Here is a 24,297-nt window from a genome sequence, read left to right on the forward strand (position 1 = left end):
TCCAAAGTTGCGCGGGGGCTTTAATAAGTCCCCGCAAGCATTTGAATTTACAGACCTGCAATCTTAATGGGCAGGCGAAGGAGATCCTACGATGGCGGATAACAATTTCGACGTAATCGTGATTGGTGCAGGCCCGGGTGGTTATGTAACCGCAATCCGTGCGGCCCAGCTTGGCCTGAAAACGGCTGTTGTTGAACGTGAACATGTTGGCGGTATTTGTCTGAACTGGGGCTGCATCCCGACCAAGGCGCTGCTGCGTTCGGCCGAAGTTTATCGCAACATGCACCACGCAAAGGATTACGGCCTTTCATGTGAAAAGCCGTCCTTTGATCTGGATGCGGTGATCCAGCGTTCGCGTGGCGTATCCAAGCAGCTCGCCGGTGGTGTTGGGCACTTGCTAAAAAAGAACAAGGTCACCGTGATCAACGGTGAAGCCAAGTTCGACGGCCCGAAAAAGATTGTGGTCGAAGGCAAGGACAAGGGCACCTATACGGCGAAGAACTATATCATCGCGACCGGTGCACGTGCCCGTTCACTGCCGGGGCTTGAGGCCGATGGCAAGGTTGTTTGGGATTACAAAAAGGCGATGACGCCAGACAAGATGCCCAAAAGCCTTGTTGTGGTGGGTTCCGGTGCCATCGGGATCGAGTTTGCCAGCTTCTACCACACCATGGGTGCGGATGTGACCGTGGTGGAAATCATGCCGCAGATCATGCCGGTTGAAGACAAGGAAGTCGCAGGTCTGGCGCAGAAAATGATGACCAAGGACGGGATGAAGATCCTGACCGAAGCCAAGGTCACCAATCTGAAACGCAATTCCGATAACGTTGTCGTCACGGTCGAAACCAAGGACGGCAAGAAACAGGAATTGACCGTTGATCGCGTGATTTCGGCCGTGGGTGTCATCGGTAATACCGAAGGTCTTGGTCTTGAAACCACCAAGGTCAAGGTTGATCGCAATGTGATCGGCACGGATGAATATTCGGCAACCGCAGAGCCGGGCATCTATGCCATTGGTGATGTTGCAGGTCCGCCGATGCTGGCGCACAAGGCAGAGCACGAAGGTGTTGTTTGCATTGAAAAGATTGCCGGTGTCAAAGGCGTTCATCCGATTGATCCGCGCAAGATTCCGGGTTGCACCTATTGCCATCCGCAGGTGGCAAGTGTTGGTCTGACCGAAGCCAAGGCCAAAGATGCCGGTTATGAAGTCAAGGTCGGCAAGTTCCCGTTCATCGGCAACGGCAAGGCGGTTGCCCTTGGCGAAGCCGAAGGTCTGGTGAAGACCGTGTTTGATGCCAAGACTGGTGAGTTGCTTGGCGCGCACATGGTGGGTGCGGAAGTGACCGAGCTGATCCAGGGCTTTGTGGTTGCGATGGGTCTTGAAACGACCGAGGAAGATTTGATGCATACGGTCTTCCCGCATCCGACGCTGTCGGAAATGATGCATGAGTCGGTCCTTGACGCCTATGGCCGTGCGATCCACTTCTAAAGCTTAAGACGTTGTGTCGTGCCGGGCGGACATGCCCGGTATGATCACCTTTTTACGAATGTCGGTTTGACAAATGCGCGGCGTGGCGGCAAATTGCCGCCCGTCCAATCCTTCGGAGGTAACTCTATGTCGACGGCGCCCAGCGAACAGAAACCCGTTCGTCACCCGGAAAAGCAGAAACGGCCAGACCGCCCATCGGGGCGCAAACCGTCCTGGATCAGGGTCAAGGCTCCGACCTCCAAGGGCTATCAGGAAACCCGCGAACTTGCGCGTGGTCTGAACCTTCATACCGTGTGTGAAGAAGCCGCATGCCCGAATATCGGCGAATGCTGGCAGAAGAAACACGCATCCTTCATGATCATGGGCGATACCTGCACGCGTGCATGTTCGTTCTGTAACGTCAAAACGGGCATGCCAAATGCGCTGGATCCGTTCGAGCCGGAAAACCTGGCGATGGCGGTTGCAGACATGCAGCTCAAGCATGTTGTGATTACGTCGGTGGACCGTGATGATCTGGCCGATGGCGGGGCAGCCCACTTTGCCCGCGTGATCGAGGCGATCCGTCACAAATCGCCGGAAACGACGATTGAAATCCTGACGCCGGACTTCCGCGACAAGCCGGGTGCGGTTGAAATCGTTGCCAAGGCGCGTCCGGACGTGTTCAACCACAATCTTGAAACCGTGCCGCGGCTTTATACCAATATTCGTCCGGGTGCGCGTTATTACCAGTCGCTGCGCATTCTTGATCGCGTCAAGCAGATTGACCCGACGATCTTTACCAAATCCGGCCTGATGGTTGGTCTGGGTGAAGAGCGCAAGGAACTGGCACAGGTGATGGATGATCTGCGTGTGGCGGATGTCGACTTCCTGACGATTGGCCAATATCTGCAGCCGACCCTTAAGCACGAGCCGGTCCACAAGTTCGTCACGCCGGACGAATTTGATGATTATGCGTCGATGGCGCGTGGCAAGGGCTTTTTGATGGTATCGGCGACGCCGCTGACACGTTCGAGCTATCATGCGGACCGCGACTTCGAGCAGCTGCGTGAAGCCCGCGAGAGAAAGCTGGCCGCCGCAGAAGCCGCAAAGGCCAAGGCGGACGCGGTTACCGCCGCGCAGTAAAAGTCAGATCAAACCAATTACGCGACGATCAGGGGAGATATCGAGTGCCGACGCATGCAGAGCGCAGGAAACTGCCCTATACGCCGGAACAACTCTTTGATCTCGTTGCGGATATCGATTCCTACTCGGAATTTCTGCCGTGGTGTGTCGCGTCGCGCGTGCGCAAGCGCGATGGCGACGTGCTGAAGGCCGATCTGGTGATCGGCTTTAAGATGTTTCGCGAGAAATACACATCCCAGGTAACCCTGCAACGCCCGGACCGGGTTGATGTCGAGTATCTGCAAGGGCCGTTCAAGTACCTTAACAACCACTGGGTATTTGAGGAGGACGAGGATGGCGGCACGTCGCTTGATTTCTTTGTCGATTTCGAGTTTCGGTCAGCACTTTTGCAGAAAATGATCGGCGTTGTGTTTAACGAAGCCGTCAAGATGATGGTAGGGGCGTTTGAAACCCGTGCCCGCGAAGTGTATGGCGAGCCGAAATTGCCGACATCTGAAAATCAGGCCTGATTCCTAGCGATCGAGCATTTCTTCAATCAGGGCAAAGGCCTTGAGGACCGTTGCCTTGCGCACGGTGTGACGATCACCGGGAAAGACCGTGTGGGTCGTGATGGTATCGCGCCCCTTGGCCGCACAGCCAAAATGAACCAGTCCGACCGGTTTGGTGTCCGTTCCGCCGCCCGGACCGGCAATGCCGGTGACCGAAACGGCGATAGTCGCATTGGGTGCACGATCAAGCGCACCTTCACACATCGCACGCGCAACAGGTTCCGAGACAGCGCCATATTCGGCCAGCAGGTCGTTGCCAACGCCGATCAGGTGATGCTTGGCCTCGTTTGAATAGGTCACAAACCCGCAATCGACCACAGACGAACTGCCATCCACGCCGGTCAGTGTGCCCGTGATCAGGCCGCCCGTGCAGGATTCAGCGGTTGCGATCATCTCGCCCTTGGCCTTGCATCGTGCAATCAGGCTGCTTGCTGCATCAAGAAGATCGGTGTCATGCGTCATGTCGGTCATCCACCAATCAGGTGAACAAGGATGGCCAATGCAATCATCGCAAAAAGGCCAGCCAGTACATCATCGAACATAATACCAAAGCCACCGTCCACGCGTCGATCAACCCAGCGTATCGGCCAGGGTTTGAGCACGTCAAAAAAGCGGAAGGCAACGAAGGCGGCAAACAGCCAGACAAGGTCCATCCATTCACCGGCAAGTGGAACGACAAGCAGGCACATCCATTGGCCGACAACCTCGTCAATGACGATTTCACCTGCGTCATGTATGCCGAGCATGTGGCTATACATATGTGCTGCCCAGACACCGATGGCAAAGATGGCGATACTGGCAAAGATGAGTGCGCTATTGCCACCATACGCCCAAATTAACCAGCCAAAGGGCAGGGCGGCAAATGATCCGGCTGTGCCGGGGGCCTTGGGACTTTTGCCGCTGTAAAACCAGGTGGCGGCAAAGGTGATCAGAAATCTGTAAAACGCCATTTGCAGCAAACGCATAGGATGTGAAAGATGGTGATTGGTAACACAGCATAAGGGATGGAGGTGAAAATTTTGCGATTAAGGATGTGTTAACAGGCTTGCTTGAACGCTGAGTTACAGGTAGCGTAAAGAAAAGGCGACAAAGTCGCAGGCGGGGTCATAAACTCTGCATAATCGGGTAAACCGGGCGTGCATACGGGCAACTAGGGGTTAGACACTGAATATGTCGGCGTTTGAACGCATTCGTCGGGTGGTGGATAAATGGTTTCCGGATCGGCAGTTGCTTATCCGGTCAAATGATTCTGTTTACCAGCTTCGGCTTGGAAAATATGCGCAGGTCGCATTGGCCTCTTTCGGGGCGGCAGTTATTACCTGGACCGTGGGCGTCACAGGTTATAGCTGGTATCTTGACCAGCGTCTTGCGATGCGTGAAGAACAGCTGTTCAGAAGCGAGCTGTCCTATAACCGCCTGATTGCGCGTGTTACCGATAGCCAACGACGTTTTGGCGAGATTACCGCCCAAATGGAAGACACCCATCGCAACCTGTTGTCGATGGCTGAAAAGAACCTGCAGCTTCAGGCGCGGGTACAGGATTATACGTCCAAGCTTGCGACGAGCGAGAAGGAAAAAGTCCGGATTTCCGCGCTTCGCACGTCGATGGACAATCAGATGAATGCCCTGCAGGGTCAGATTGACGGCATTACCAACCGTAACCTTGCGCTGCGCGATGAATTGGAAACGGTTGAAACCGTGATGTCACGGGTCATGCGCGAACGTGATCAGGCATTGCAGCGGTCCAAGAAGCTTCAAGGTGAACTGAGCCAGGCACGCCAGCGTATTGCCGATTTGCATTCGATCCAGCAACAGGCGATGCAGCGTGTCGCCCAGACAGCGGATACCACCATTCTTGAGCTTGAGAATGTTCTTGAGATGACCGGATTGCAGCCGGAAACCTTCATCCTGCCGCCGATGAAGCCAGACCAGCCTGGTGTTGGTGGTCCGTTCGTGGCATTCGAGCCCGAACATCCGCAGGACGAGGAATTTGTGAATACTGCAGTGGCACTGAATGATCGTATGGATCACCTTGCCAATCTGCATGACAGAATAAAAAGGACGCCAATCGGCGAACCGGCGACGAAATACTATTTATCGAGTTCGTTCGGTAAACGAAAAGACCCGATCAATGGTCGTTGGGCTTTTCATTCCGGTGTTGATCTTGCCGGACCGATCAAGACACCAATTTTGGCAACGGCACCGGGAAAAGTGGTGCATGCCGGATGGAGTGGCAAATACGGGAAGATGGTCGAAATTGATCATGGGAACGGTGTTCGTACCCGCTATGGCCACTTATACAAGGTCCTCGTAAAGAAGGGCGACGAAGTGCAGTACCAGGATCACATTGCCCTTATGGGAAGCACGGGCCGCAGTACCGGTAGTCACGTGCATTATGAAGTTCTGGTCAATAATAAGCCGGTCAATCCTGTAAAATTTATTGAGGCGGGACGTTATGTTTTCAAAAGCGAGCAAGACGACACAAACAACGAGTAAGAACGGCAGCAACTCGACTGCTGAGAAAAAGGGTGGCCTTTCGGTCATCAATGCTGATCTCCGTGTTACCGGGGATCTGATTTCGGAATCCGACGTGCAGGTGGATGGTTCGGTCAATGGCGATATTCGCACCCGGACACTTACCATTGGCCAGAATGGCGAAGTGCGCGGCGAAATCGTTGCCGATAAAATCCGCATTTGCGGTTCGGTTGTCGGTCAGGTCCGTGCGAAAGATGTTTCACTTTCAGATACCGCACGCATGATCGGCGATATTCTTCATGAAAGCCTTTCAATCGAACCGGGCGCCCATATCGAAGGCCATTGCCGCCGTATCGAAAGTGCGGAAGAAGGCGGCCTGACAGTTATTCAGGCAGGCCAGGTGGTTGCGGCCAACGTGAAGAAAGAAAACAAATAATCGCTTAAGTGATTTGATCCGGTTTTGGATGGCGGGTCCGGTCATTTCCAGAACCCGGTACAGAAACAAAAAAAGGCAGGTTCCAGACGCGGAACCTGCCTTTTTCTTTGTTGGCTATGGGCCGTTCAGGCCTTTTGCGGTTCACCGACCAGCGGCAGCAATTCATCAAGGCCGTTCAGAACCACGTCTGCCGTGTGTGACAGTCGTTCAGCCGGGCTATGTGCGCGGTTGATCCATGCGGTGCGGAAGCCGAAATGTCCGGCACCGGCGATATCCCAGCCATTGGATGACTGGAACGAAATTTCGGCCGGTTCAACTTCAAGCTTGTCAACGGCAAGCTGATAAACATCAGGATGGGGTTTGTACGTCTTGAGATCATCGACACAGATGATCTGATCAAACAGCGACAGAATGCCCGATGCTTTGGCGGACGAAATCAGCATATGCTTCGCCCCGTTTGACAGAATGGCCAGCTTGTGCCCCTGTTCCTTCAGCGTCTTGAGCGTCTCGACGACTTCCGGGAAGGTATCAAGAGACAGATAGGTGTCCATCAGCTTGGCACGCAGTACCGGATCTTTTTTGCCAATCTGGTCAAGCGCGTAATCAAGGGCATCGCCCGTAACGGTCCAAAAATCGGCAAATTCGCCCATCAGGCTGCGCAGCCATGTATATTCAAGTTGTTTCTGTCGCCAAAGCGCTGAAAGGCGATCTGCCTCATCGCCAACGCTGTCGCGCAACTTGGCGACGGCTGACCCGACATCAAACAGGGTGCCATAGGCATCGAAGACAAAAGCACGGCAGGAAGACAGTGCGTTATCGGACATATTGCTGACCTCTTCTGACAAGCAGTATTGATCAAATATGGGGTGCATACCCGCAAGCGCAAATCATGGAACACGGCGTTTGTAACGTTATATCCCTATTCTGCGCCTTCAGTGTCACTTTGGCCCATTGCGATCTCGTCGCGGGCAAAACGCCGGCGATAGACATAAGTTCCCTCCATTACGCGCTGAACGTAGTTTCGGGTCTCGCTATAGGGGATCATTTCGATCCAGTCGACCAGATCGACGTCCGGGTCGCGCGGATCACCATATTCGTTGATCCACTGGCGTACGCGGGTCGGCCCGGCATTGTAGCTGGCGATTGTCAGGACTTCCTGACCATCCCAGCGATCAAGCAGTCGGCGTACATAGGCGCGCCCAACCGCAATATTGAAAGACGGATCTTCGGTTAAACGATCGGTGTTGTAATCGAGTTTCAGCGACTGCGCCATGCGCTTTGCCGTGGCAGGCATCAGCTGCATCAAGCCGCGTGCACCGGCCGACGAAATCGCATTTGGATTAAACAGGCTTTCCTGGCGCATGATCGCGTGAACCAATGCCGGATCCGGGGCACGGCCCAGCGGAACCTGTTCATGGATCGGGTAGGCGGCATCAAGATAGCCACTCCCGGTGCGAATGCTGCGCTTTGCGGCAATAATGCCAAGGTCGGTGCGGCCATATTCGCGTGCGAGATCTGTCGCCATGGCAAGGTATTCCGGTTCATCATGTTCGTAAACCAGCGCCATGATGAAGGGCCGAATGATGTTGCCAAGGCCCATCGCGCCCAGCTTGCGCACAACCTGTGTGAGTTCCTGAGCTTCGAACGCGGCGCGCTGTTCCGGCGTTGGAACCGGTTGTTCAACGGAATATGACGGTTTGCTGCCAAGCTTGTCGATGGCGAGCTGGCCATAGAATGTGTGGGCGTGATCGGCGGCAATTGTGTACCATTCCCTGGCGCGTTTTTCATCACCAAGGGCCTCGTTGGCACGGCCCGCCCAATAGGAGCCGCGTGCAAGGCTGATCGGGTATTGCACAACGTCATAAAGGTTCTGGAAGTGGGTCAACGCAATGTCGGCATCACCGAGAAATTCAAGCGCGATCCAGCCTGCATACCATTCTGCCTCGGCAATATCGCCGGCATCCACCTGACCATGGTTGGCGACAAGGCGATAGGCATCGGTGATATGGCCCTTTTGCAGGGCACGCCTTGCAAGAATGGCTTTTTCCAGCCACCAGTATTGCGGACGGATAGAAATATAGGCGAGATCATTGGCCTGTGACAGCAGCAGGTCACGCGCATCCTGATCACGGTCCTTTTTGCGGCGCCAGCGGACGCGTTCGTAAATCAGGCCCGGATCATCGCGATACTTTTCCGGCACGCGATTGATTGCACCATCAACACCACCACGCATGGCACGCAGGGATGCGCGGGCCTCGGCCAAGCGACGGTAATCCTCGTTGACATGCTTCATCATGCGCGCGGCTGTCGTCAGGCGACCTTCCCACAACAGGCGGTCGAGCCGCTGCTGATGGGTTTCCTGATCAATATATTCGCCGTAGCGATCAAGGAAGCGGCGTTCCTGACCGCTGCCGAAATTCTCGTTAATCCAGCTGTGACGCACCAGAACGATGGCAGCCGATTCCTGCCCGGCACCCAGCAATGCCTTGATCTGGCGGGTTGCGCCGTCGGCTGTGACAGGGGCAGAGCGTTTGAACCATGCCAGAATTTCGTCGTCGGGCACGGCATCGGTCATGGCTTCTTCGGCGCGTTGGCGAAGCAAAGCCTGACTTGGCCATTTCGGATGGGCGTCAATAAAGGCGGTGATTTCCTCGAAGCTGTGACCGGAGTTTGGGGCGGTCAAAAGCATCCATTCGGCTGCCTTTTGCAGCAGAGGATCATCAAAATTGGTCAGAAGTTGCTTGAAGGTATCTGTCTTGCCGTCTTCAACAGCATCAAGAAAGGCGTTCAGGCGCGCCCGACTGACGGCCGAATAAAGCGGCGAGGGCGGCTGCGTCTGAAGAACGCTGTCTTCATTCGTTGCGGCCTGCACCTGATAACTACCTGGTATCAGTATCGATAAGCCCAGTGCCAATGCGCAGATCGAGATCTTGCGGAAAGACGCTTGCGCCATGTGATGTTCCCCTTGTGCCTTGCGGCAACGAATGCTCTCCCGAGCCCGGCATTATGGCAGCGAATTTGATAAAAGCCAAACAGTCCTGACGGGAAATTTCCGACCCGATCAAGGATCGTCTGGATAATCGTATACAGTGCTTGCGGGAAACCCCAACAGCGGCTATTTTCGCGACCGCTTTCAATACATCCCGAATTTGGAGATCTCTATGTTTAAGGGTTCAATCACAGCTTTGATCACACCATTCACGCAAGATGGTGCGATTGATGAAAAGGCGTTCCAGTCTTTTGTGGATTGGCAACTTAAACAGGGCACGACTGGTGTTGTGCCAGTCGGAACCACGGGTGAATCTCCGACCCTTAGCCATGCCGAACACCATCGCGTTGTTGAACTGGCACTTGAAGTTGCCAAGGGCCGTGGGCCGGTGATTGCCGGTACGGGTTCAAACTCGACCGCTGAGGCCGTCTCGCTGACCCGTCATGCGCAGAATGCTGGCGCCGATGCTGCACTTGTCGTGACACCATATTATAACAAGCCGACCCAAAAGGGCCTGTATGCGCATTTCAAGGCGGTTCATGACGCGACCGATATCCCGATTGTGATTTACAACATTCCGGGACGGTCGATCGTGGATATGAATGTCGATACCATGGCAGAGCTTGCGAAATTGCCGCGCATTGTTGGTGTCAAGGATGCGACCAGTGATCTGGAGCGCCCGGCCTTGACCCGTCTGGCGGCCGGTGCCGATTTCTGTCAGCTGTCGGGCGAGGACGGCACAATTGTTCCGTTCCTGGCACAGGGTGGACATGGCTGTATTTCGGTAACGTCGAATATCGCACCGAAGCTTTGTGCTGATCTGCATGCGGCTTGGGCTGCCGGGAACATTTCCAAGGTTCAGGAGTTGAACTATCGACTGATGCCGGTTCACAAGGCGATGTTCTGTGAATCCAGCCCCGGACCGGTGAAATACGCCGCCGAGCTTCTTGGCCTGTGCGGCAGCCATATGCGTCTGCCGATGGTCGAGATTGCCGAAGAATCTAAACGCAAGGTCGAAGCCGCGTTGAAAAATGCCGGTATTCTCGGCCATTAAGCGATAACAAGCGTCTTATGGCACCCAAAAAAGAAACAACTAACAACAAGATTGTCGCGCAAAACCGGCGGGCCCGCTTTGATTATTTCCTGACGGAAACATTCGAAGCTGGCATCGCCTTGCGCGGTACAGAGGTTAAATCGCTTCGTGACGGCAAGGGGAATATTCAGGAATCCTATGCCGAAGCGAAGAATGGGGAAGTATGGCTGATCAACGCCTATATCCCGGAATATCAAAGCAAAATGCCGTTCGGCCACGAAGAGCGCCGACCACGTAAATTGCTGTTGCACAAACGCGAAATCACCAAGATGCACGATGCCCTGAACAAGAAGGGTTTCACCCTTGTTCCGGTCAAACTGTATTTCAACGAGCGCGGTATTGCCAAACTTGAACTCGCCATCGCCGAGGGCAAGAAAAAGGCTGACAAGCGTGAAACCGTCAAGGAACGCGATTGGCAGCGTGACAAGGCACGGATCATGCGTGACTTCGGCTGATTATTATTTGTCGGTCGCATGCTTGTGACTTGCCAGACCCTAAATGGCGCTGACATGGTGAACATGTTGGCGCCATTTTTCGTATGCCCTTATCAGCAACGAAGGAACATCCCGTGACTGAGAGCTTTTCAGGCAAGATCAAGGACAAGTTGATTGCGGCCAAGCGCAAGTGGGCCGAGGACGCGCGTTTGATGACGGGCGCACCGGACACTGAACGTGCAAACCGCTTGCCGCCGGGGCAGCGACTGGTGACGGATTGGCCTGTGCTTGACCTGGGGATCACGCCGCATGTGTCGGCGGACGACTATCAGCTTGAAATCAATGGGCAGGTCAAAAAGCCCGTGACATTGAGCTTTTCCGATCTGCTTGATCTTCCGCATGTTACGGCCATGAACGATATTCACTGTGTGACCAGTTGGTCGCGCTACGACAATCACTGGCAGGGTGTTTTGGCAAAAACTTTGGTCGAGCTTGTTGAGCCATTGCCGGCTGCGCGTCACGTCCTGTTTACCGCCCATGACGGCTATACGACCAATGTTCGGATCGAGCAGTTCCTTGATGACGACGTGCTATTGGCACATCATTGGGAGGGTGAACCTCTTAGCGAAGAGCATGGCGGGCCGCTGCGCGTTGTGATTCCGAAGCTTTATTTCTGGAAGAGTGCAAAATGGGTGCGAAAAATCACTTTTGCGCGCGATGACAAGGCCGGTTTCTGGGAAGAACGGGGATATCACAACAATGCCGACCCGTGGACGGAGGAGCGATATGATACGGACTGATCGACGGAATGGAAAAAGCCTTCAGTTCGTTGTATTCTTTGTCTTTACCACTGTTGTTGCAAGCTTGTCCTGGAGGGAGACAATGGCATCGGATGATGCGCCATCGGCTTATGATTTTTCTTTCCCGGCGATTGATGCCGGTGAAATCCATCTTTCAGAGTATAACGACAAGGTCGTTCTGCTGGTAAATACCGCCTCGATGTGCGGGTTTACGCCCCAATATACCGGCCTGCAAAAACTGTGGGAAGATTACCGCGACGAAGGGCTTGTTGTTCTTGGTGTGCCGTCGGCCGACTTTGGCGGGCAGGAATACAGTGAGGACGCCGATATCCTTGATTTCTGTGAGGTCAATTTTGATGTCGATTTCCCGCTGACATCGAAAACCACGGTCAATGGGCCTGATGCCCACCCGTTCTACAAGTGGGCGGAGCAAGAACTGGGCGCGGAAAACGCCCCGCAATGGAATTTCCATAAGTATCTGATTGGTCGCGACGGCAAGCTTGTGAAAAGCTTTGACAGCCGCACCAAACCGGAAGACGAGGAAATTGTCAGCGCCATTCGCGCAAGCCTGTAAATTGACAGTTTCTGCCTGCGACTTGACAGGGCGGCGGGTTACCGCCGTCCGTCCATGACATCAAGAAACGGCAATCCATACTGATCAAGCTTCTTGACGCCGACACCGTTGATGGATGCCATGTCTTCGAGGGTGCGGGGTTTGAAGCGCACCATTTCCCAAAGTGTCCGGTCACTGAAAATGACATAGGGCGGGACGTTCTGGCTGGTGGCCAGTTCACGACGCAAGGTGCGCAGACGTTCCCAAAGGTCGCGGTCTTCCTCGTTTTCGAACTCTGTATCGAAATCACGCAGGCGTTTGGTCATGGCGCGCTTGTTTTCACCGGGGTCCTTGCGCATTTCGACGACTTTTTCCCCACGCAGAACCGGTCGGGATTCCTCGGTCAGGTAAACGCCGCCATGGCCTTCGACATCGACTTGCAGGTAGCCCATTGCCAGAAGCTGCCGAAAGACCGATCGCCATTGTGGCAGGGCGATGTCTTTGCCGATTGCATAGACTGACAGCTGGTCATGGCCATTCTGGCGGATTTTTTCAGTTTTTCGGCCCATCAGGACTTCGATGACATGCGCCGGGCCAAAACGTTGGCCTGTGCGATAAACCGCTGAAAGTGCCTTGCGCGATGCCTGTGTTGCATCCCATGTTTCAACCGGTTCCAAGCAGGTATCGCAATTGCCACATGGGTCGTGCCGGTCTTCGCCGAAATAGGACAGGATCACCTGGCGACGGCATTTGGTGGTTTCTGCCAGTCCAACAAGTGCGTCAAGCTTGCGCGATTCAATGCGTTTTTGGGCTTCGGGTGCCTCGGAACCGGCGACCATGCTTCGGATCGAAACAATGTCAGACAGGTCGTAATTCATCCATGCGTTGGCCGGCAATCCATCGCGTCCGGCGCGGCCGGTTTCCTGATAGTAGGCTTCCATGCTTTTGGGCAAGTTGAGGTGGGCGACAAAACGGACATTCGGTTTGTCGATGCCCATGCCAAACGCCACGGTCGCACAAATGATCAGCCCGTCTTCACGCAGGAAACGATCCTGATGAAGTTGCCGCGTTTCCTGTGTCAGTCCGGCGTGATATGGCAAGGCCGGACGACCGTTATCAGACAGCCACTGCGCGACGTCTTCGGTCTTTCGCCGTGACAGGCAATAGACGATGCCTGCATCCTTCGGGTGTTCGCGATTAAGGAACGACAACAGGCGCTGCTTGGCATTGCCCTTGGTTTCAATGCGATAGGTGATATTCGGCCGATCAAAACCGGTGATGAAGCATTGGGCATCGGTAAGTTGCAGGTTTTCTGCGATATCCTTGCGCGTCGGGGTGTCGGCCGTTGCCGTCAGTGCAATGCGCGGCGCATGGGCAAAGCGCGTTGGCAGCAGGTCAAGACGGCGATATTCCGGGCGAAAATCATGGCCCCACTGCGATACACAGTGCGCTTCATCAATCGCAAACAGTGAAATGCTGATCCGGTCCAGCAAATTCAAAAACCGGTCAGAAGCGAAACGTTCAGGGGCGACATAAAGAAGGTCGATGTCGCCATCAACGGCACGCGTTTCAATTTCGCGCGCAGCGTCGGGGGCGAGTGTTGAATTGATAAAGGCGGCCTTGACGCCAAGCTGGTTGAGCGCATCAACCTGATCTTTCATCAGTGCAATCAGCGGTGATACGACAACAGCCGTACCCGGACGACAGAGTGCCGGAACCTGATAGCAAAGCGACTTGCCGCCGCCGGTCGGCATCAGGACAAGTGCATCGTTTCCTGCAATGACATGGTCAATGATTTCAGCCTGTTGGCCGCGAAAGCTGTCATAGCCGAACACTTCTTGCAGAACGTCAATCGGCTGACGTTGTACAGGTCGGTCGAGAAGGTCGGGCATGGGTGATGTATCGGGCAAATTAACCGTCCAGATGTGCACGAATTCCGGCAAAGACGTTTTCAAACATCTCTGGCGTCAGGCGATAGGTCTGGGTGTTGTAGCGCGAACAGTGATAGCTATCAAACAATGTGATGCCATTTTCCATTTTATGCGAAGCGCCATGGCCGAATTTCAGCGATGACAGCTTAAGTCCGAAGGTCCGCAACATCGCCTGATGGGCCACCTGTCCAAGGCACAGGATGGCAGACAGGTTTTTCATCGCATCAAATTCGCTGATCAGGAACGGACGGCAGGTATTGGCTTCTGGCCCGGTGGGTTTGTTTTCCGGGGGGACACACTTCACGGCATTGGTGATGCGGCAATCAAGCAGTTCCAGCCCATCATCAGGGCGTTTGTCATAGGTGCCCTTGGCAAAACCGAACTTCTTGAGCGTGTCATAAAGAAGATCGCCCGCGTAATCCCCGGTAAAGGGACGTCCGGTGGCATTTGCCCCTTTAAGTCCGGGCGCAAGACCAACAATCAAAAGGCGTGCATCAAGAGGGCCGAATGGTCGAACGGGGCCGTTGTGAAAATCGGGGAATTTTTCCTGATTTTTACGGCGAAATTCAACAAGGCGCGGGCAAAGCTGACAATCGATATCGGGTTGCTGATAGGCGGTCATGGCATGTCTGACTTTTTGCCGGTCACAGTGCGGGCTGTGACCGGTGGTGATCAGGGCAGGGTGACGGGTGACACGCAGTCACGATCATTCGTAAGTGAATTCATCCAGATCAGGATGTTCCGGATGATCATCTATATCAGGGTGGTCATCGTCGCGGCGTTGCTGAACCTTGCGGGCGATGGTGCCTTCGAGTTCGGTCAATTCGATAAAGTTATCGGCCTGGCGGCGCAGTTCGTCGGCGACCATCGGAGGATTGGATTTTACGGTCGATACCACCGTGACGCGAACGCCTTTACGCTGGATCGCATCGACCAGGCGACGGAAGTCACCGTCCCCAGAGAAAATCACAACATGATCAAGGTGTTGCGCCATTTCCATGACGTCAATTGCCAACTCGATATCCATGTTGCCCTTGATCTTGCGGCGACCGGTTGCATCGGTGAATTCCTTGGTCGGTTTGGTGACCATGGTGTAGCCGTTATAATCAAGCCAGTCGACGAGCGGGCGGATCGGGGAATATTCCTGATCCTCGATCAGGGCGGTATAGTAGAAGGCGCGGATAAGCTGACCTTTTTGGGAAAAAAGCTCTAAAAGGCGTTTGTAATCAATATCAAAGCCAAGAGCCCGGGCTGCGGCGTACAAGTTGGAGCCGTCAATAAACAACCCGATGCGTTCCTGCGGGTAAAAAATCATCGTAAAATTCCTCAAACATCAAATTTAATTATGCAGTTCCCAAAAAAACGGAACACTTAATATCTACCGTGGCACAGGATACAAAGAAAGGCGAAAATATCGTGGACAGAGTATGATGGCTCCCTTAGATATGCCGTCTTTCCGATCCAATTGTTCCGTCCAGACACTGAACTGAAAGTCTTCTTTGTGCGCAAATTATCACCGACAAACACCGGCACGAACGCGGATGACGCGATCCTGATCGCTTTCGGTGCAAATTTGCCTACCGAGGAATATGGTGCGCCTGCACAAACATTGAAAGCCGCCCTGCGTCGTTTGGCCGAAAATGGCGATATTTCGATTGATCTTGTGTCATCGTTTTATGAAACCGCACCGGTTCCGATTTCTGACCAGCCCTGGTACGTGAATGGCGTTGCACGCATTTCGACGGAACTGTCTGCACACGATCTGCTTGAACGTTTGCACGAAGTTGAATCCGAATTCGGACGCGTGCGGCGGGAACGCAATGCAGCCCGTGTCATAGATCTTGATCTGATTGCCTATGGTCGTGAATTGTTGCGTGAGGAGGGCGGCATACAGGTGCCTCATCCGCGCATGGCCGAGCGGGCATTCGTTCTTTTGCCATTGCATGATGTTGTTGACGACTGGGTACATCCGGTTCTTGGACGCAGCATCAAGAATCTGATTTCCGACCTGCCTGACGATCAGCAAATTCGCAAACAGGCCGAAAGCTGATAATCACGCGCAAGAAAACCTGCCCGAAAGAGTGGTTTCGCTGTTGCAACACAAGTAATCCGGCGCTATAAAGCTCGGTCTGGACACCCCAAAAGTATTTCTGGAGACATTTATGGCGCGCGTTACCGTCGAAGATTGCGTTGACAAGATTCCGAACCGCTTTGAGCTTGTAATGCTTGCTGCTCAGCGTGCACGCAACATTTCGGCCGGTGCAGAACTGACCATTGATCGTGACAACGACAAGAACCCGGTTGTTGCGCTGCGCGAAATCGCCGAAGTAAAGGTTGATTTCGACGAACTGCGCAATGGCATGGTGCAGGGTCTGCAGCGGCATGTTGAAACCGACGAGCCGGAAGAAGCCGAAGACGATTTCGGTCCGAAACTGGTTGCTGACGCGGTTGAAGACGCATCTGCTGGCGTCGTTGCTCCGTCGGAAGAAGAATAAGGTCAGACTGGTTTTGATCTGAACCTTTCCAAAAGAAGAGCCACGGTGTTTATCTTCCGTGGCTTTTTTTTGTCCAGATCGTACTATCTTATGAGAAGGGGATGGTTTTTGTCCCCATGCCGAGTATCGCGGAGATGCCCCTGAATGATGCGCCAATACGAACTTGTTGAACGGGTTAAGACATACGACCCCGATGCGTGTGAAACCACGCTGAACCGGGCATATGTCTATGCAACCCAGAAACACGGTTCGCAAAAGCGCGCATCGGGTGATCCGTATTTTTCGCATCCGATCGAAGTCGCAGGCATTCTGACGAATTACAAGCTCGATTGCGACACGATCATCACCGCACTTCTGCACGATACCATCGAAGATACCGATGCGACCCCCGAAGAGATCACCAAGCTTTTCGGGCCCAACATCATGAAGCTGGTCGATGGTGTGACCAAGCTGACGCAGATTGAACTGAAGTCCGCAGATTCCAAGCAGGCAGAAAACTTCCGAAAACTGCTTTTGGCGATGTCAGAAGACATTCGCGTTCTGTTGGTGAAGCTTGCGGACCGTCTGCACAATATGCGGACCCTGCACTATATTTCCAAACCCGAAAAACGGGTCAGGATCGCGGCCGAAACACTTGAGATTTATGCGCCGCTTGCCGAACGCATCGGTATGCACGACATCAAGGAAGAGCTTGAAGACCTTGCCTTCCAGCATATCAATCCTGAGGCAAGGGATTCGATCCTTGCGCGCCTCGAATTCCTGCGTGAGAAGGATGACAACGTCGTCAGCCGGATTGTTTCCGAGCTGCAGGATGTGGTATCGCACCAGGGGCTCAAGGTCGACATCTATGGACGTGAAAAACGCCCATACTCGATCTGGCAGAAGATGCAGCGCAAGAACATCACCTTTGGTGAGCTTTCTGACATTATGGCGTTCCGTGTTCTCGTTAGCGAAATGCCGGAATGCTATGAAGTTCTTGGCTATCTGCATGCCAATTACAAAGTCGTGCCGGGCCGGTTCAAGGATTATATCTCGACGCCAAAACCGAACGGATACCGTTCCATTCATACCACGGTGCTCGGCCCGGAAAACCACCGGATCGAGGTCCAGATCCGAACCCGGCAAATGCACGAGGTCAACGAAAACGGTGTTGCGGCGCACTGGGCCTATAAGCAGGAAGAGCCCACCGGTCCGCAGAAGGAAGGCGTTCAATACCGCTGGCTGCGTGATCTTCTTGATATTCTGGAACATGCGTCCGAGCCCGAAGAGTTCCTTGAACATACCAAGCTTGCGATGTTCCAGGATCAGGTGTTCTGCTTTAGCCCGAAGGGCGATGTCATTGCGCTTCCGGCCCGCGCCACACCGGTTGATTTCGCCTATATGATCCATACCCACATCGGGGATACCTGTGTCGGGGCGAAGGTCAATGGCGCGATGGTGCCGTTGCGTACTGTTTTGAACAACGGTGATCAGGTTGAAATCGTAACATCGAAGGCGCAGACGCCGAATCCGACCTGGGAGCGGTTCGTTGTTACCGGTAAGGCACGCGCACGAATTCGCCGCTTTATCCGCCAGCAGCAGGAAGACCAGTACAAGGATCTTGGCAAGGCGATCTTGCAAAAGGCGTTCCGTCAGGAAGGCTATGACTATTCCGACAAGGCGCTTGAAGGGGTTCTTAAAATCTTCAAGCAGCCTTCGGTCGAGGCGCTTCTGACCCTTGTCGGCGCCGGGCATCACACCGGGCGAGAAGTGGTTCATGCCGTCTTCCCGGGGTCCAAGGACAAGGAAACGGCGCGCAAGGTTGTGCCGCTGGACAAGGTTCGGGCGCGCAAACATGATCACGCCATACCGATCAAGGGCCTTATTCCGGGGATGGCTGTGCATTATGCCGGATGTTGCCATCCATTGCCGGGGGACCGGATTGTCGGGATTGTCACAACCGGCAAGGGCGTGACGATCCATACGATTGACTGTGACACGCTGGAAACCTTTACCGAGCAGCCGGAACGTTGGCTTGATGTTGGTTGGGATAACGAAGGCGAGCCGGAACACTTCATCGGTCGTCTTGGATTGACGGTTGGCCACGAGCAGGGCGCGCTGAGTTCAATTACCAGCGTGATTGCCAAGAACCATGGCAACATTACCAATCTGCGCTTTACCAATCGCACGACAGATTTCTTTGAAATGCTGATCGATATCGATGTTGTCGATGTCAAACACCTGACCAATATTATCGCCGCCCTGCGCGCGACACCGGTGGTGAATGCCGTCGAACGTGCCCGCGGATAATGCCAGACTGTAAACGTCTTCACCTTTTAGGTTAATTTGGCGCAAAAGCCTTGCCAATCACGCGGTCAGCACTTACCCATATGCTTCAAGATTTCACAGCGTTACCTGATTTGATCCAGAACTGACCACGCATGTTTCGGCGCCGCATCAAACCTTCTTCTTTCCAGCGTGTACGCAACGTGGTCTGGCCACGGGGCGGCTGGCGCCGTTCGTCGCAATATTTTGCCCATCGGGTTGCCCGTTTGCCCGGGTCGCCCTATAGCATTGCGTCGGGCTTTGCCATTGGGGCGGCTGTCTCGTTTTCGCCGTTTATCGGTTTCCACTTTGTCATTGCGACGCTTGTAAGCTTGCTGACGCGCAGCAACGTTGTTGCGTCCCTTTTGGGGACGGTGGTGGGCAATCCGTGGACATTTCCGTTTATCTGGCTATGGCTTTACACCTGCGGCAACTGGATCCTTGGTATCCATTCAAGCAGTTCGACCGTTCATTTTGATATGGCCGTCCTGTGGGAATTCGTGGTTCTTGGGTTGAACTATGTCGGCGGCGGGCTGATTTTCGGGAATTGGGACGGCGCGGACCAAGAGGCCCTTGGGCAACTGTGGGCCGGGATTGTTGATATCATCTGGCCGATGGTGGTTGGTTGTATACCGACGACAATTGTGATCTGGATGCTGTTCTACTTCCCGATCCGGCGGGCTGTTGTGATTTATCGCCATAACCGCATCTTGCGCCGTATGAAAAAGACTGAACGTCACGGCTTGGGTCCGATGCTTGAAAGTGCCAAGGAAAAGATCGGAACGGCCGCAAAGCATGCCACCAAAAAGCAGGATGAAACATCATGAGTTCGAAATTGCGCCTTGGGGTCAATATTGACCATGTTGCGACCATTCGAAACGCGCGAGGCGGGAACTTGCCCGATCCGGTACGCGCCGCCGCACTTGCCAAGGCGGCTGGCGCTGATGGCATCACCGCACATCTGCGCGAAGATCGCCGTCACATCCGTGATGACGATATGAAAAAACTGCGCGAAGAGGTTGATCTGCCATTAAATTTCGAAATGGCGGCAACTGACGAGATGCTAGCAATCGCGCTTGAAACAAAACCGCACGCGGTTTGCCTTGTGCCTGAAAAACGCGAAGAGTGCACGACAGAAGGCGGACTTGATGCGGCGGGTGGACATAATCACCTGAAACACTTTGTCTCGGAACTGGGCGAGGCGGGCATTCGCGTATCTTTGTTTATTGAGGCTTCGGAAGCGCAGCTTGACGCGGCAAAGAGCCTTGGTGCGCCGGTGGTCGAGATCCATACCGGTGCCTATTGTGATGCCGAGACCGAGGAAGAACGTGCCCGCGAACTGGACCGTATTCGCCGTGCCGTGCAATATGGGGCCGGGATCGGGCTTGAGGTACATGCCGGACATGGCCTGAACTTTGAAACTGTCCAGCCGATTGCTGCCATGCCAGAGATCGCAGAGCTGAATATCGGCCATTTCCTGATCGGGGAGGCGGTGTTTATCGGGCTGGAAGCCGCGATTGCCGAAATGCGCCGTTTGATGGATGAGGCACGCACGCAAGCAGGTTATGCGTAAATGATTATTGGGATTGGCACGGATCTGTGCGATATCCGTCGGATAGAAGCGACACTTGAACGCCATGGCGAGCGTTTCATGAAACGCGTCTATACCGATATCGAGATTGCACGTGCCACCCGCAAGCCGCATCGTACTGCATCTTCGCTGGCCATGGCATTTGCCGCCAAGGAAGCGTGTTCAAAGGCACTGGGAACGGGATTTCGTCGCGGTGTTTATCACAACACCATGGGTGTGGTGCATCAGCCCAGCGGCAAGCCTGACATGGTGCTGATTGATGGTGCGCTTGAACGACTTAAAGAATTGACCCCGGAAGGGAAAACTGCATCTGTGTATGTAACCCTGACGGACGAATATCCCCTGGCCAACGCGGTCGTGGTGATTTCGGCAGATTGACAAAAATTGATTGGTTGAACACGGAATGGAAAAGCTTGTGCATAAAAAGAAAACGGGTGGATTGCTCGACACCTTGAAAACCGTTTTCTGGGCCATTGTCATTGCACTTATGGTTCGGACCTTTGCTTTCGAACCGTTTAATATTCCCTCCGGTTCCATGATCCCGTCCTTGCTGGTTGGTGATTACCTGTTTGTTTCGAAATTTTCTTACGGATACTCGAAGCACAGCATGCCATTCAGCCTGCCGATCATTCCGGGCCGTGTGTTTGAAAGCGAACCGGAACGTGGCGATGTTGTTGTCTTTAAACTGCCGTCCGATACCTCGCAGGACTATATCAAACGCGTGATTGGTCTTCCGGGTGACACCATCCAGGTCAAAGAGGGGCGTCTTTACATCAACAACAAGATTATCGAGCGCGAGCGCATCGAGGATTACATCCTGACCGATGGTGGCGGACGTTCAGCCGCGGTTCCGCAATATATCGAAACCCTGCCCAATGGCCGTGTGCACCGCATTCTCGAAATGTTTGGTGATCAGGGGCCGAGCGACAATACCGAAGCTTTCACGGTACCGGACGGTCATTTCTTCATGATGGGTGATAATCGCGACAATTCGGCTGATAGCCGTGCTTTCCCGTCGCGCTTCCGCTTTGTACCGATCGAAAATCTGGTTGGGCGTGCAGAATTCCTGTTCTATTCCAAGGATAGCTCCCAACCGGTCTATGATCTTGGCAGCATCCGCTTTGATCGCCTGTTTCAGGGGGTTAACTGATGAGCGACGGCTTGCCGGTGATCGCCGAGATTGATCACGGTTTTTCTGACCCGGATCTTTTGCGGGTAGCGCTTACCCATCGCAGTGCGGCCAAGGGCAAGGATATGCTGAGCGGCGGCAACGAGCGCCTGGAATTTCTTGGTGATCGCGTTCTGGGACTTGTTGTAGCCGAAATGCTTTACACCCGGTTCGGACGTGAGCGCGAAGGGGCGATGGCCAAGCGGTTTGTCGCACTCGTGCGTCGCGAGACCCTTGCGCGGGTGGCTGAACAGATCAAACTGGGTGAACATATCCAGATGGCAAAGGGGGAACGTGCCGCAGGTGCGGACACCAACCCGGCGATTTTATCTGATTGCATGGAGGCGGTGATTGCCGCACTCTATCTTGACGGTGGGCTTGAACCGGCCCGGCGTTTCATCGAGAAACTGTGGACGCCGCTTTTGGATGAAGCTAACAAGCCGCCGCAGGATGCCAAGACGCAGCTGCAGGAATGGCTTCAGGGGCGGGGCAAGCCGCTGCCGAAATATGAAATGGTCGGGCGTGAAGGTCCGGCCCACGCGCCGGTATTTACCATCGAACTGACCACCGGAGACGGTGAAAGTGTCAGTGCGGAAGGCAAATCGAAACGCGAGGCGGAGCAACTCGCCGCCAAATTGATGTTGGAAAAACTTAGTGATGAATGAGGTTCCCGAACCGGTGGCCGAAGACAGATTACCTTATCAGCAACGCTGTGGCTTTGTGGCCCTCGTTGGTGCACCGAATGCTGGCAAGTCGACGCTTTTGAACCAATTGGTCGGCACGAAAGTGTCGATTGTCTCGCCGAAGGTCCAGACGACCCGTACCCGTGTCCGTGGTATCGTTATGACCGAGGACGCGCAGATCGTTTTCATTGATACCCCGGGTATCTTTGCCCCGAAACGCCGTCTTGACCGCGCAATGGTCAAAGCTGCCTGGAACGGTGCGGATGACGCGGACCTTGTTGTTCTGGTGATTGATGCCGGAAGTGGGGTCACCGATGAAGATCTGGCAATCATCAATCAGCTGAAAGATCAGAATCGCAAGGCGATCCTGGCGTTAAACAAGGTCGACAAGGTTGCGGACAAGGAAAAGCTTTTGCGGCTGTCGCAAGACCTGTTCGCGCATGAAGTGTTTACTGACGTCTTCATGATCTCGGCTAAGAAGGGTGCCGGGACGCAGGACCTTGTGAACTTCCTTGCTGCGAAGATGCCCGATGGTCCGTGGATGTTCCCGGAAGACGATGTATCGGATATGCCATTGCGTCTTCTGGCGGCTGAGATCACGCGTGAAAAGCTGTACTACCAGCTTCAGCAGGAGCTTCCCTATTCCGCGACGGTCGAGACCGAGCTTTGGGAAGAACGCAAGGATGGGTCGGTCAAGCTGGAACAGACGATCTTTGTCGAACGTGAAGGCCAAAAGGCCATCATTCTTGGCAAAGGTGGCAAACGGATCAAGGCGCTTGGCAGCGATGCCCGCAAGGAACTTGAAGCTATTTTCGAGCGCCGCGTACATCTGTTCCTGTTTGTGAAGGTGCGCGAAAACTGGGGGGATGATCCCAACCGCTTCGCCATGTGGGGCCTTGACCATAACGCATGATCGCGTTTTTGGCGGCATGCCAAGTGACCAAACATTTGCCGGGTAAGTAATGGAAATCGGATCCGTCTGGGGAATTGTCATGATTGTTGTCGGCGCTGCTGCCGCAATGATTGTTGCGCGTGTTGCCAGACGGCCGTTTCGTAACCGCAATTCCGGTGCGTCTGTGCCACGCGAGAAATCATTCCTGCACAAACCGCTTAACCTGATTGCCCTTTTGATCGCGATTGCCGTTTTTGTGCTGGGCTTGTTCTGGCGCATAACTGGCGGAGGACCCGGCTGATGCGCAATGATTCAAATGATCCGCTGACAGATGCCATCGAAGAAGTCCCCAACCGTCCGATCCTGCGCAAGGTCGTGTTTGGTCTTGCCTTGTTCAGTTTGGCGTCTTGCCTGCTTGGGTTCTTTTTCCTTGTGACCCGTCTGATTGTGCCGAGTGGCTTTTTCTAAGGTGCCCTGATGGATTGGCGGGATGATGGTATTGTACTTTCAACACGCAAGCTTGGTGAAAGCTCGGTCCGTCTTTCTGTTCTGACCCGCGATTATGGCCGTCATGCCGGCCTGGTCCGGGGCGCAACCAGTAAATCCATGCGTGGCACCCTTGAACCCGGCAATGAAATCCGGGTGGGGTGGTCGGCCCGGTTGTCCGAGCATCTTGGACAGTTTCGCTGTGAGTTGACCGGCGCACATGCCGCAGACCTTTTATTGCAGGCCGGGCCGTTGATGGCGATGAGTTCGGCCTGTGCGATGCTTGATGCGACGTTGCCCGAACGTGAAGCCCATCCGGACCTGTATCGCGGTACGGTGGCACTTCTTGGTGCACTTAAAGCCGAACAATGGCTGCCTGCCTATATACGCTGGGAAATCGGGTTGCTTGAGGAACTGGGCTATGGCCTTGCGCTTGACCGTTGCGCGGCAACCAATGAAACCGAAAACCTTGCCTATGTCTCGCCCAAAAGCGGGCGTGCTGTGGGGGAAGCATCGGGGAATGCCTATCGCGACAGGCTATTGCCGTTGCCGGCCTTTCTGGCAAGCGGGCGGGCAGCGTCATCGCGCCAGACCATCTCTTTGAGCGAACAGTTTCGAGATGGTTTGAAGCTGACCGGGTTTTTCATTCACCGTGATATTTTCGAGGCAAAAGGCATTAAACCCGTGGCAGCGCGTGACCGCCTTGTCAGTCATGTCTGGCGCGCAGATATCGGTGAAGAAAAATAAATTCGGCAATTTGTTCGCCATATGTTGACCAAGCCCATGCCCGGCGTAGTATGTTGCAAAT

The 24,297-nt window shown here is 54.2% G+C and carries 28 protein-coding genes; 21 read left to right on the forward strand and 7 right to left on the reverse strand.

Going from position 1 to position 24,297, the window contains the following annotated elements; all coding sequences use genetic code 11:
• Window positions 1-91 precede the first annotated feature (91 nt).
• The 3 genes from lpdA to AUQ43_RS03915 all read left to right on the forward strand — a co-directional run bounded on the left by lpdA (window position 92) and on the right by AUQ43_RS03915 (window position 3,120).
• Window positions 92-1,489: a dihydrolipoyl dehydrogenase gene (gene lpdA, locus AUQ43_RS03905; protein WP_062954693.1), complete on the forward strand. Its 1,398-nt coding sequence runs from the start codon at window positions 92-94 to the stop codon at window positions 1,487-1,489.
• 126 nt (window positions 1,490-1,615) lie between these two features.
• Window positions 1,616-2,611 carry a lipoyl synthase gene (gene lipA, locus AUQ43_RS03910; RefSeq protein WP_062954695.1) on the forward strand — a complete coding sequence of 332 codons (996 nt, stop codon included), beginning with the start codon at window positions 1,616-1,618 and terminating at the stop codon, window positions 2,609-2,611.
• 44 nt (window positions 2,612-2,655) lie between these two features.
• Window positions 2,656-3,120, forward strand: coding sequence for a type II toxin-antitoxin system RatA family toxin (locus AUQ43_RS03915; RefSeq protein ID WP_062954698.1), 465 nt, complete (start codon window positions 2,656-2,658; stop codon window positions 3,118-3,120).
• A 3-nt stretch (window positions 3,121-3,123) separates the two neighbouring features.
• On the opposite strand, the gene AUQ43_RS03920 is transcribed toward AUQ43_RS03915, so the two are convergent.
• Window positions 3,124-3,621: a CinA family protein gene (locus AUQ43_RS03920; protein ID WP_062955245.1), complete on the reverse strand. Its 498-nt coding sequence runs from the start codon at window positions 3,619-3,621 to the stop codon at window positions 3,124-3,126.
• Between the two features lie 5 nt (window positions 3,622-3,626).
• Window positions 3,627-4,109 (reverse strand): phosphatidylglycerophosphatase A, encoded by a 483-nt coding sequence (locus tag AUQ43_RS03925; RefSeq protein WP_062955246.1) that lies wholly within the window; start codon window positions 4,107-4,109, stop codon window positions 3,627-3,629.
• Between the two features lie 220 nt (window positions 4,110-4,329).
• Here AUQ43_RS03925 and AUQ43_RS03930 point away from each other — a divergent pair, with 220 nt between their 5' ends.
• Entirely contained in the window at window positions 4,330-5,655 is a 1,326-nt protein-coding gene (locus tag AUQ43_RS03930; RefSeq protein ID WP_062954700.1) for a peptidoglycan DD-metalloendopeptidase family protein, read from the forward strand.
• Window positions 5,615-6,070 carry a polymer-forming cytoskeletal protein gene (locus tag AUQ43_RS03935; RefSeq protein ID WP_062954702.1) on the forward strand — a complete coding sequence of 152 codons (456 nt, stop codon included), beginning with the start codon at window positions 5,615-5,617 and terminating at the stop codon, window positions 6,068-6,070. Before AUQ43_RS03930 ends, AUQ43_RS03935 begins: the two co-directional genes overlap by 41 nt.
• A gap of 125 nt (window positions 6,071-6,195) precedes the next feature.
• On the opposite strand, the gene AUQ43_RS03940 is transcribed toward AUQ43_RS03935, so the two are convergent.
• Together AUQ43_RS03940 and AUQ43_RS03945 are read right to left on the reverse strand one after the other, a co-directional pair.
• Window positions 6,196-6,894, reverse strand: a complete 699-nt coding sequence (locus AUQ43_RS03940) for a haloacid dehalogenase type II (RefSeq protein WP_062954704.1) — start codon at window positions 6,892-6,894, stop codon at window positions 6,196-6,198.
• Between the two features lie 95 nt (window positions 6,895-6,989).
• A complete protein-coding gene (locus tag AUQ43_RS03945; protein WP_062954706.1) occupies window positions 6,990-9,023 on the reverse strand; it encodes a lytic transglycosylase domain-containing protein in 2,034 nt (677 codons plus the stop codon).
• A gap of 208 nt (window positions 9,024-9,231) precedes the next feature.
• Here AUQ43_RS03945 and dapA point away from each other — a divergent pair, with 208 nt between their 5' ends.
• The 4 genes from dapA (at window position 9,232) to AUQ43_RS03965 (ending at window position 11,960) form a co-directional block, all read left to right on the forward strand.
• Window positions 9,232-10,113 carry a 4-hydroxy-tetrahydrodipicolinate synthase gene (gene dapA / locus AUQ43_RS03950; RefSeq protein ID WP_062954708.1) on the forward strand — a complete coding sequence of 294 codons (882 nt, stop codon included), beginning with the start codon at window positions 9,232-9,234 and terminating at the stop codon, window positions 10,111-10,113.
• Window positions 10,114-10,130: 17 nt separating this feature from the next.
• Window positions 10,131-10,607 carry an SsrA-binding protein SmpB gene (smpB, locus tag AUQ43_RS03955; protein ID WP_062954710.1) on the forward strand — a complete coding sequence of 159 codons (477 nt, stop codon included), beginning with the start codon at window positions 10,131-10,133 and terminating at the stop codon, window positions 10,605-10,607.
• Window positions 10,608-10,720: 113 nt separating this feature from the next.
• Entirely contained in the window at window positions 10,721-11,386 is a 666-nt protein-coding gene (locus tag AUQ43_RS03960) for a sulfite oxidase-like oxidoreductase (RefSeq protein ID WP_181838574.1), read from the forward strand.
• A gap of 82 nt (window positions 11,387-11,468) precedes the next feature.
• Complete coding sequence (locus tag AUQ43_RS03965; protein WP_062954715.1) at window positions 11,469-11,960, forward strand: glutathione peroxidase; 492 nt, start codon at window positions 11,469-11,471, stop codon at window positions 11,958-11,960.
• 38 nt (window positions 11,961-11,998) lie between these two features.
• On the opposite strand, the gene recQ is transcribed toward AUQ43_RS03965, so the two are convergent.
• From recQ to AUQ43_RS03980, 3 genes are all read right to left on the reverse strand, one after another.
• Window positions 11,999-13,831 carry a DNA helicase RecQ gene (gene recQ / locus AUQ43_RS03970; RefSeq protein ID WP_062954717.1) on the reverse strand — a complete coding sequence of 611 codons (1,833 nt, stop codon included), beginning with the start codon at window positions 13,829-13,831 and terminating at the stop codon, window positions 11,999-12,001.
• A 19-nt stretch (window positions 13,832-13,850) separates the two neighbouring features.
• Window positions 13,851-14,492, reverse strand: coding sequence for a uracil-DNA glycosylase (locus AUQ43_RS03975; RefSeq protein WP_062954720.1), 642 nt, complete (start codon window positions 14,490-14,492; stop codon window positions 13,851-13,853).
• A gap of 84 nt (window positions 14,493-14,576) precedes the next feature.
• Window positions 14,577-15,185: an NYN domain-containing protein gene (locus AUQ43_RS03980; RefSeq protein ID WP_062954730.1), complete on the reverse strand. Its 609-nt coding sequence runs from the start codon at window positions 15,183-15,185 to the stop codon at window positions 14,577-14,579.
• A 186-nt stretch (window positions 15,186-15,371) separates the two neighbouring features.
• Here AUQ43_RS03980 and folK point away from each other — a divergent pair, with 186 nt between their 5' ends.
• From folK to recO, 12 genes are all read left to right on the forward strand, one after another.
• Complete coding sequence (gene folK, locus AUQ43_RS03985; protein WP_062955247.1) at window positions 15,372-15,920, forward strand: 2-amino-4-hydroxy-6-hydroxymethyldihydropteridine diphosphokinase; 549 nt, start codon at window positions 15,372-15,374, stop codon at window positions 15,918-15,920.
• Window positions 15,921-16,032: 112 nt separating this feature from the next.
• The gene (rpoZ, locus tag AUQ43_RS03990; RefSeq protein ID WP_062954747.1) at window positions 16,033-16,365 is read left to right on the forward strand and encodes a DNA-directed RNA polymerase subunit omega; all 333 of its coding nucleotides are present in this window, start codon (window positions 16,033-16,035) and stop codon (window positions 16,363-16,365) included.
• 144 nt (window positions 16,366-16,509) lie between these two features.
• Entirely contained in the window at window positions 16,510-18,654 is a 2,145-nt protein-coding gene (locus AUQ43_RS03995; RefSeq protein ID WP_062954766.1) for a bifunctional (p)ppGpp synthetase/guanosine-3',5'-bis(diphosphate) 3'-pyrophosphohydrolase, read from the forward strand.
• Window positions 18,655-18,785: 131 nt separating this feature from the next.
• Window positions 18,786-19,496, forward strand: a complete 711-nt coding sequence (locus AUQ43_RS04000) for a DUF2062 domain-containing protein (protein ID WP_062954780.1) — start codon at window positions 18,786-18,788, stop codon at window positions 19,494-19,496.
• Window positions 19,493-20,242, forward strand: coding sequence for a pyridoxine 5'-phosphate synthase (locus tag AUQ43_RS04005; protein WP_062954782.1), 750 nt, complete (start codon window positions 19,493-19,495; stop codon window positions 20,240-20,242). Before AUQ43_RS04000 ends, AUQ43_RS04005 begins: the two co-directional genes overlap by 4 nt.
• Complete coding sequence (gene acpS, locus AUQ43_RS04010; protein WP_062954784.1) at window positions 20,243-20,638, forward strand: holo-ACP synthase; 396 nt, start codon at window positions 20,243-20,245, stop codon at window positions 20,636-20,638.
• Window positions 20,639-20,663: 25 nt separating this feature from the next.
• Entirely contained in the window at window positions 20,664-21,410 is a 747-nt protein-coding gene (lepB, locus tag AUQ43_RS04015) for a signal peptidase I (protein ID WP_062954787.1), read from the forward strand.
• Complete coding sequence (rnc, locus tag AUQ43_RS04020) at window positions 21,410-22,093, forward strand: ribonuclease III (protein ID WP_062954790.1); 684 nt, start codon at window positions 21,410-21,412, stop codon at window positions 22,091-22,093. Before lepB ends, rnc begins: the two co-directional genes overlap by 1 nt.
• Window positions 22,086-23,024, forward strand: coding sequence for a GTPase Era (gene era / locus AUQ43_RS04025; RefSeq protein WP_062954793.1), 939 nt, complete (start codon window positions 22,086-22,088; stop codon window positions 23,022-23,024). Before rnc ends, era begins: the two co-directional genes overlap by 8 nt.
• 49 nt (window positions 23,025-23,073) lie before the next feature.
• Complete coding sequence (locus AUQ43_RS04030; RefSeq protein WP_062954795.1) at window positions 23,074-23,304, forward strand: hypothetical protein; 231 nt, start codon at window positions 23,074-23,076, stop codon at window positions 23,302-23,304.
• Window positions 23,304-23,471 carry a hypothetical protein gene (locus tag AUQ43_RS20225; protein ID WP_157088431.1) on the forward strand — a complete coding sequence of 56 codons (168 nt, stop codon included), beginning with the start codon at window positions 23,304-23,306 and terminating at the stop codon, window positions 23,469-23,471. Before AUQ43_RS04030 ends, AUQ43_RS20225 begins: the two co-directional genes overlap by 1 nt.
• A 9-nt stretch (window positions 23,472-23,480) precedes the next feature.
• Window positions 23,481-24,236 carry a DNA repair protein RecO gene (recO, locus tag AUQ43_RS04035; protein ID WP_062954798.1) on the forward strand — a complete coding sequence of 252 codons (756 nt, stop codon included), beginning with the start codon at window positions 23,481-23,483 and terminating at the stop codon, window positions 24,234-24,236.
• The last annotated feature ends 61 nt before the right edge of the window (window positions 24,237-24,297 follow it).

This window comes from Thalassospira sp. MCCC 1A01148, assembly GCF_001613795.1.
Classification (GTDB): Bacteria; Pseudomonadota; Alphaproteobacteria; order Rhodospirillales; family Thalassospiraceae; genus Thalassospira.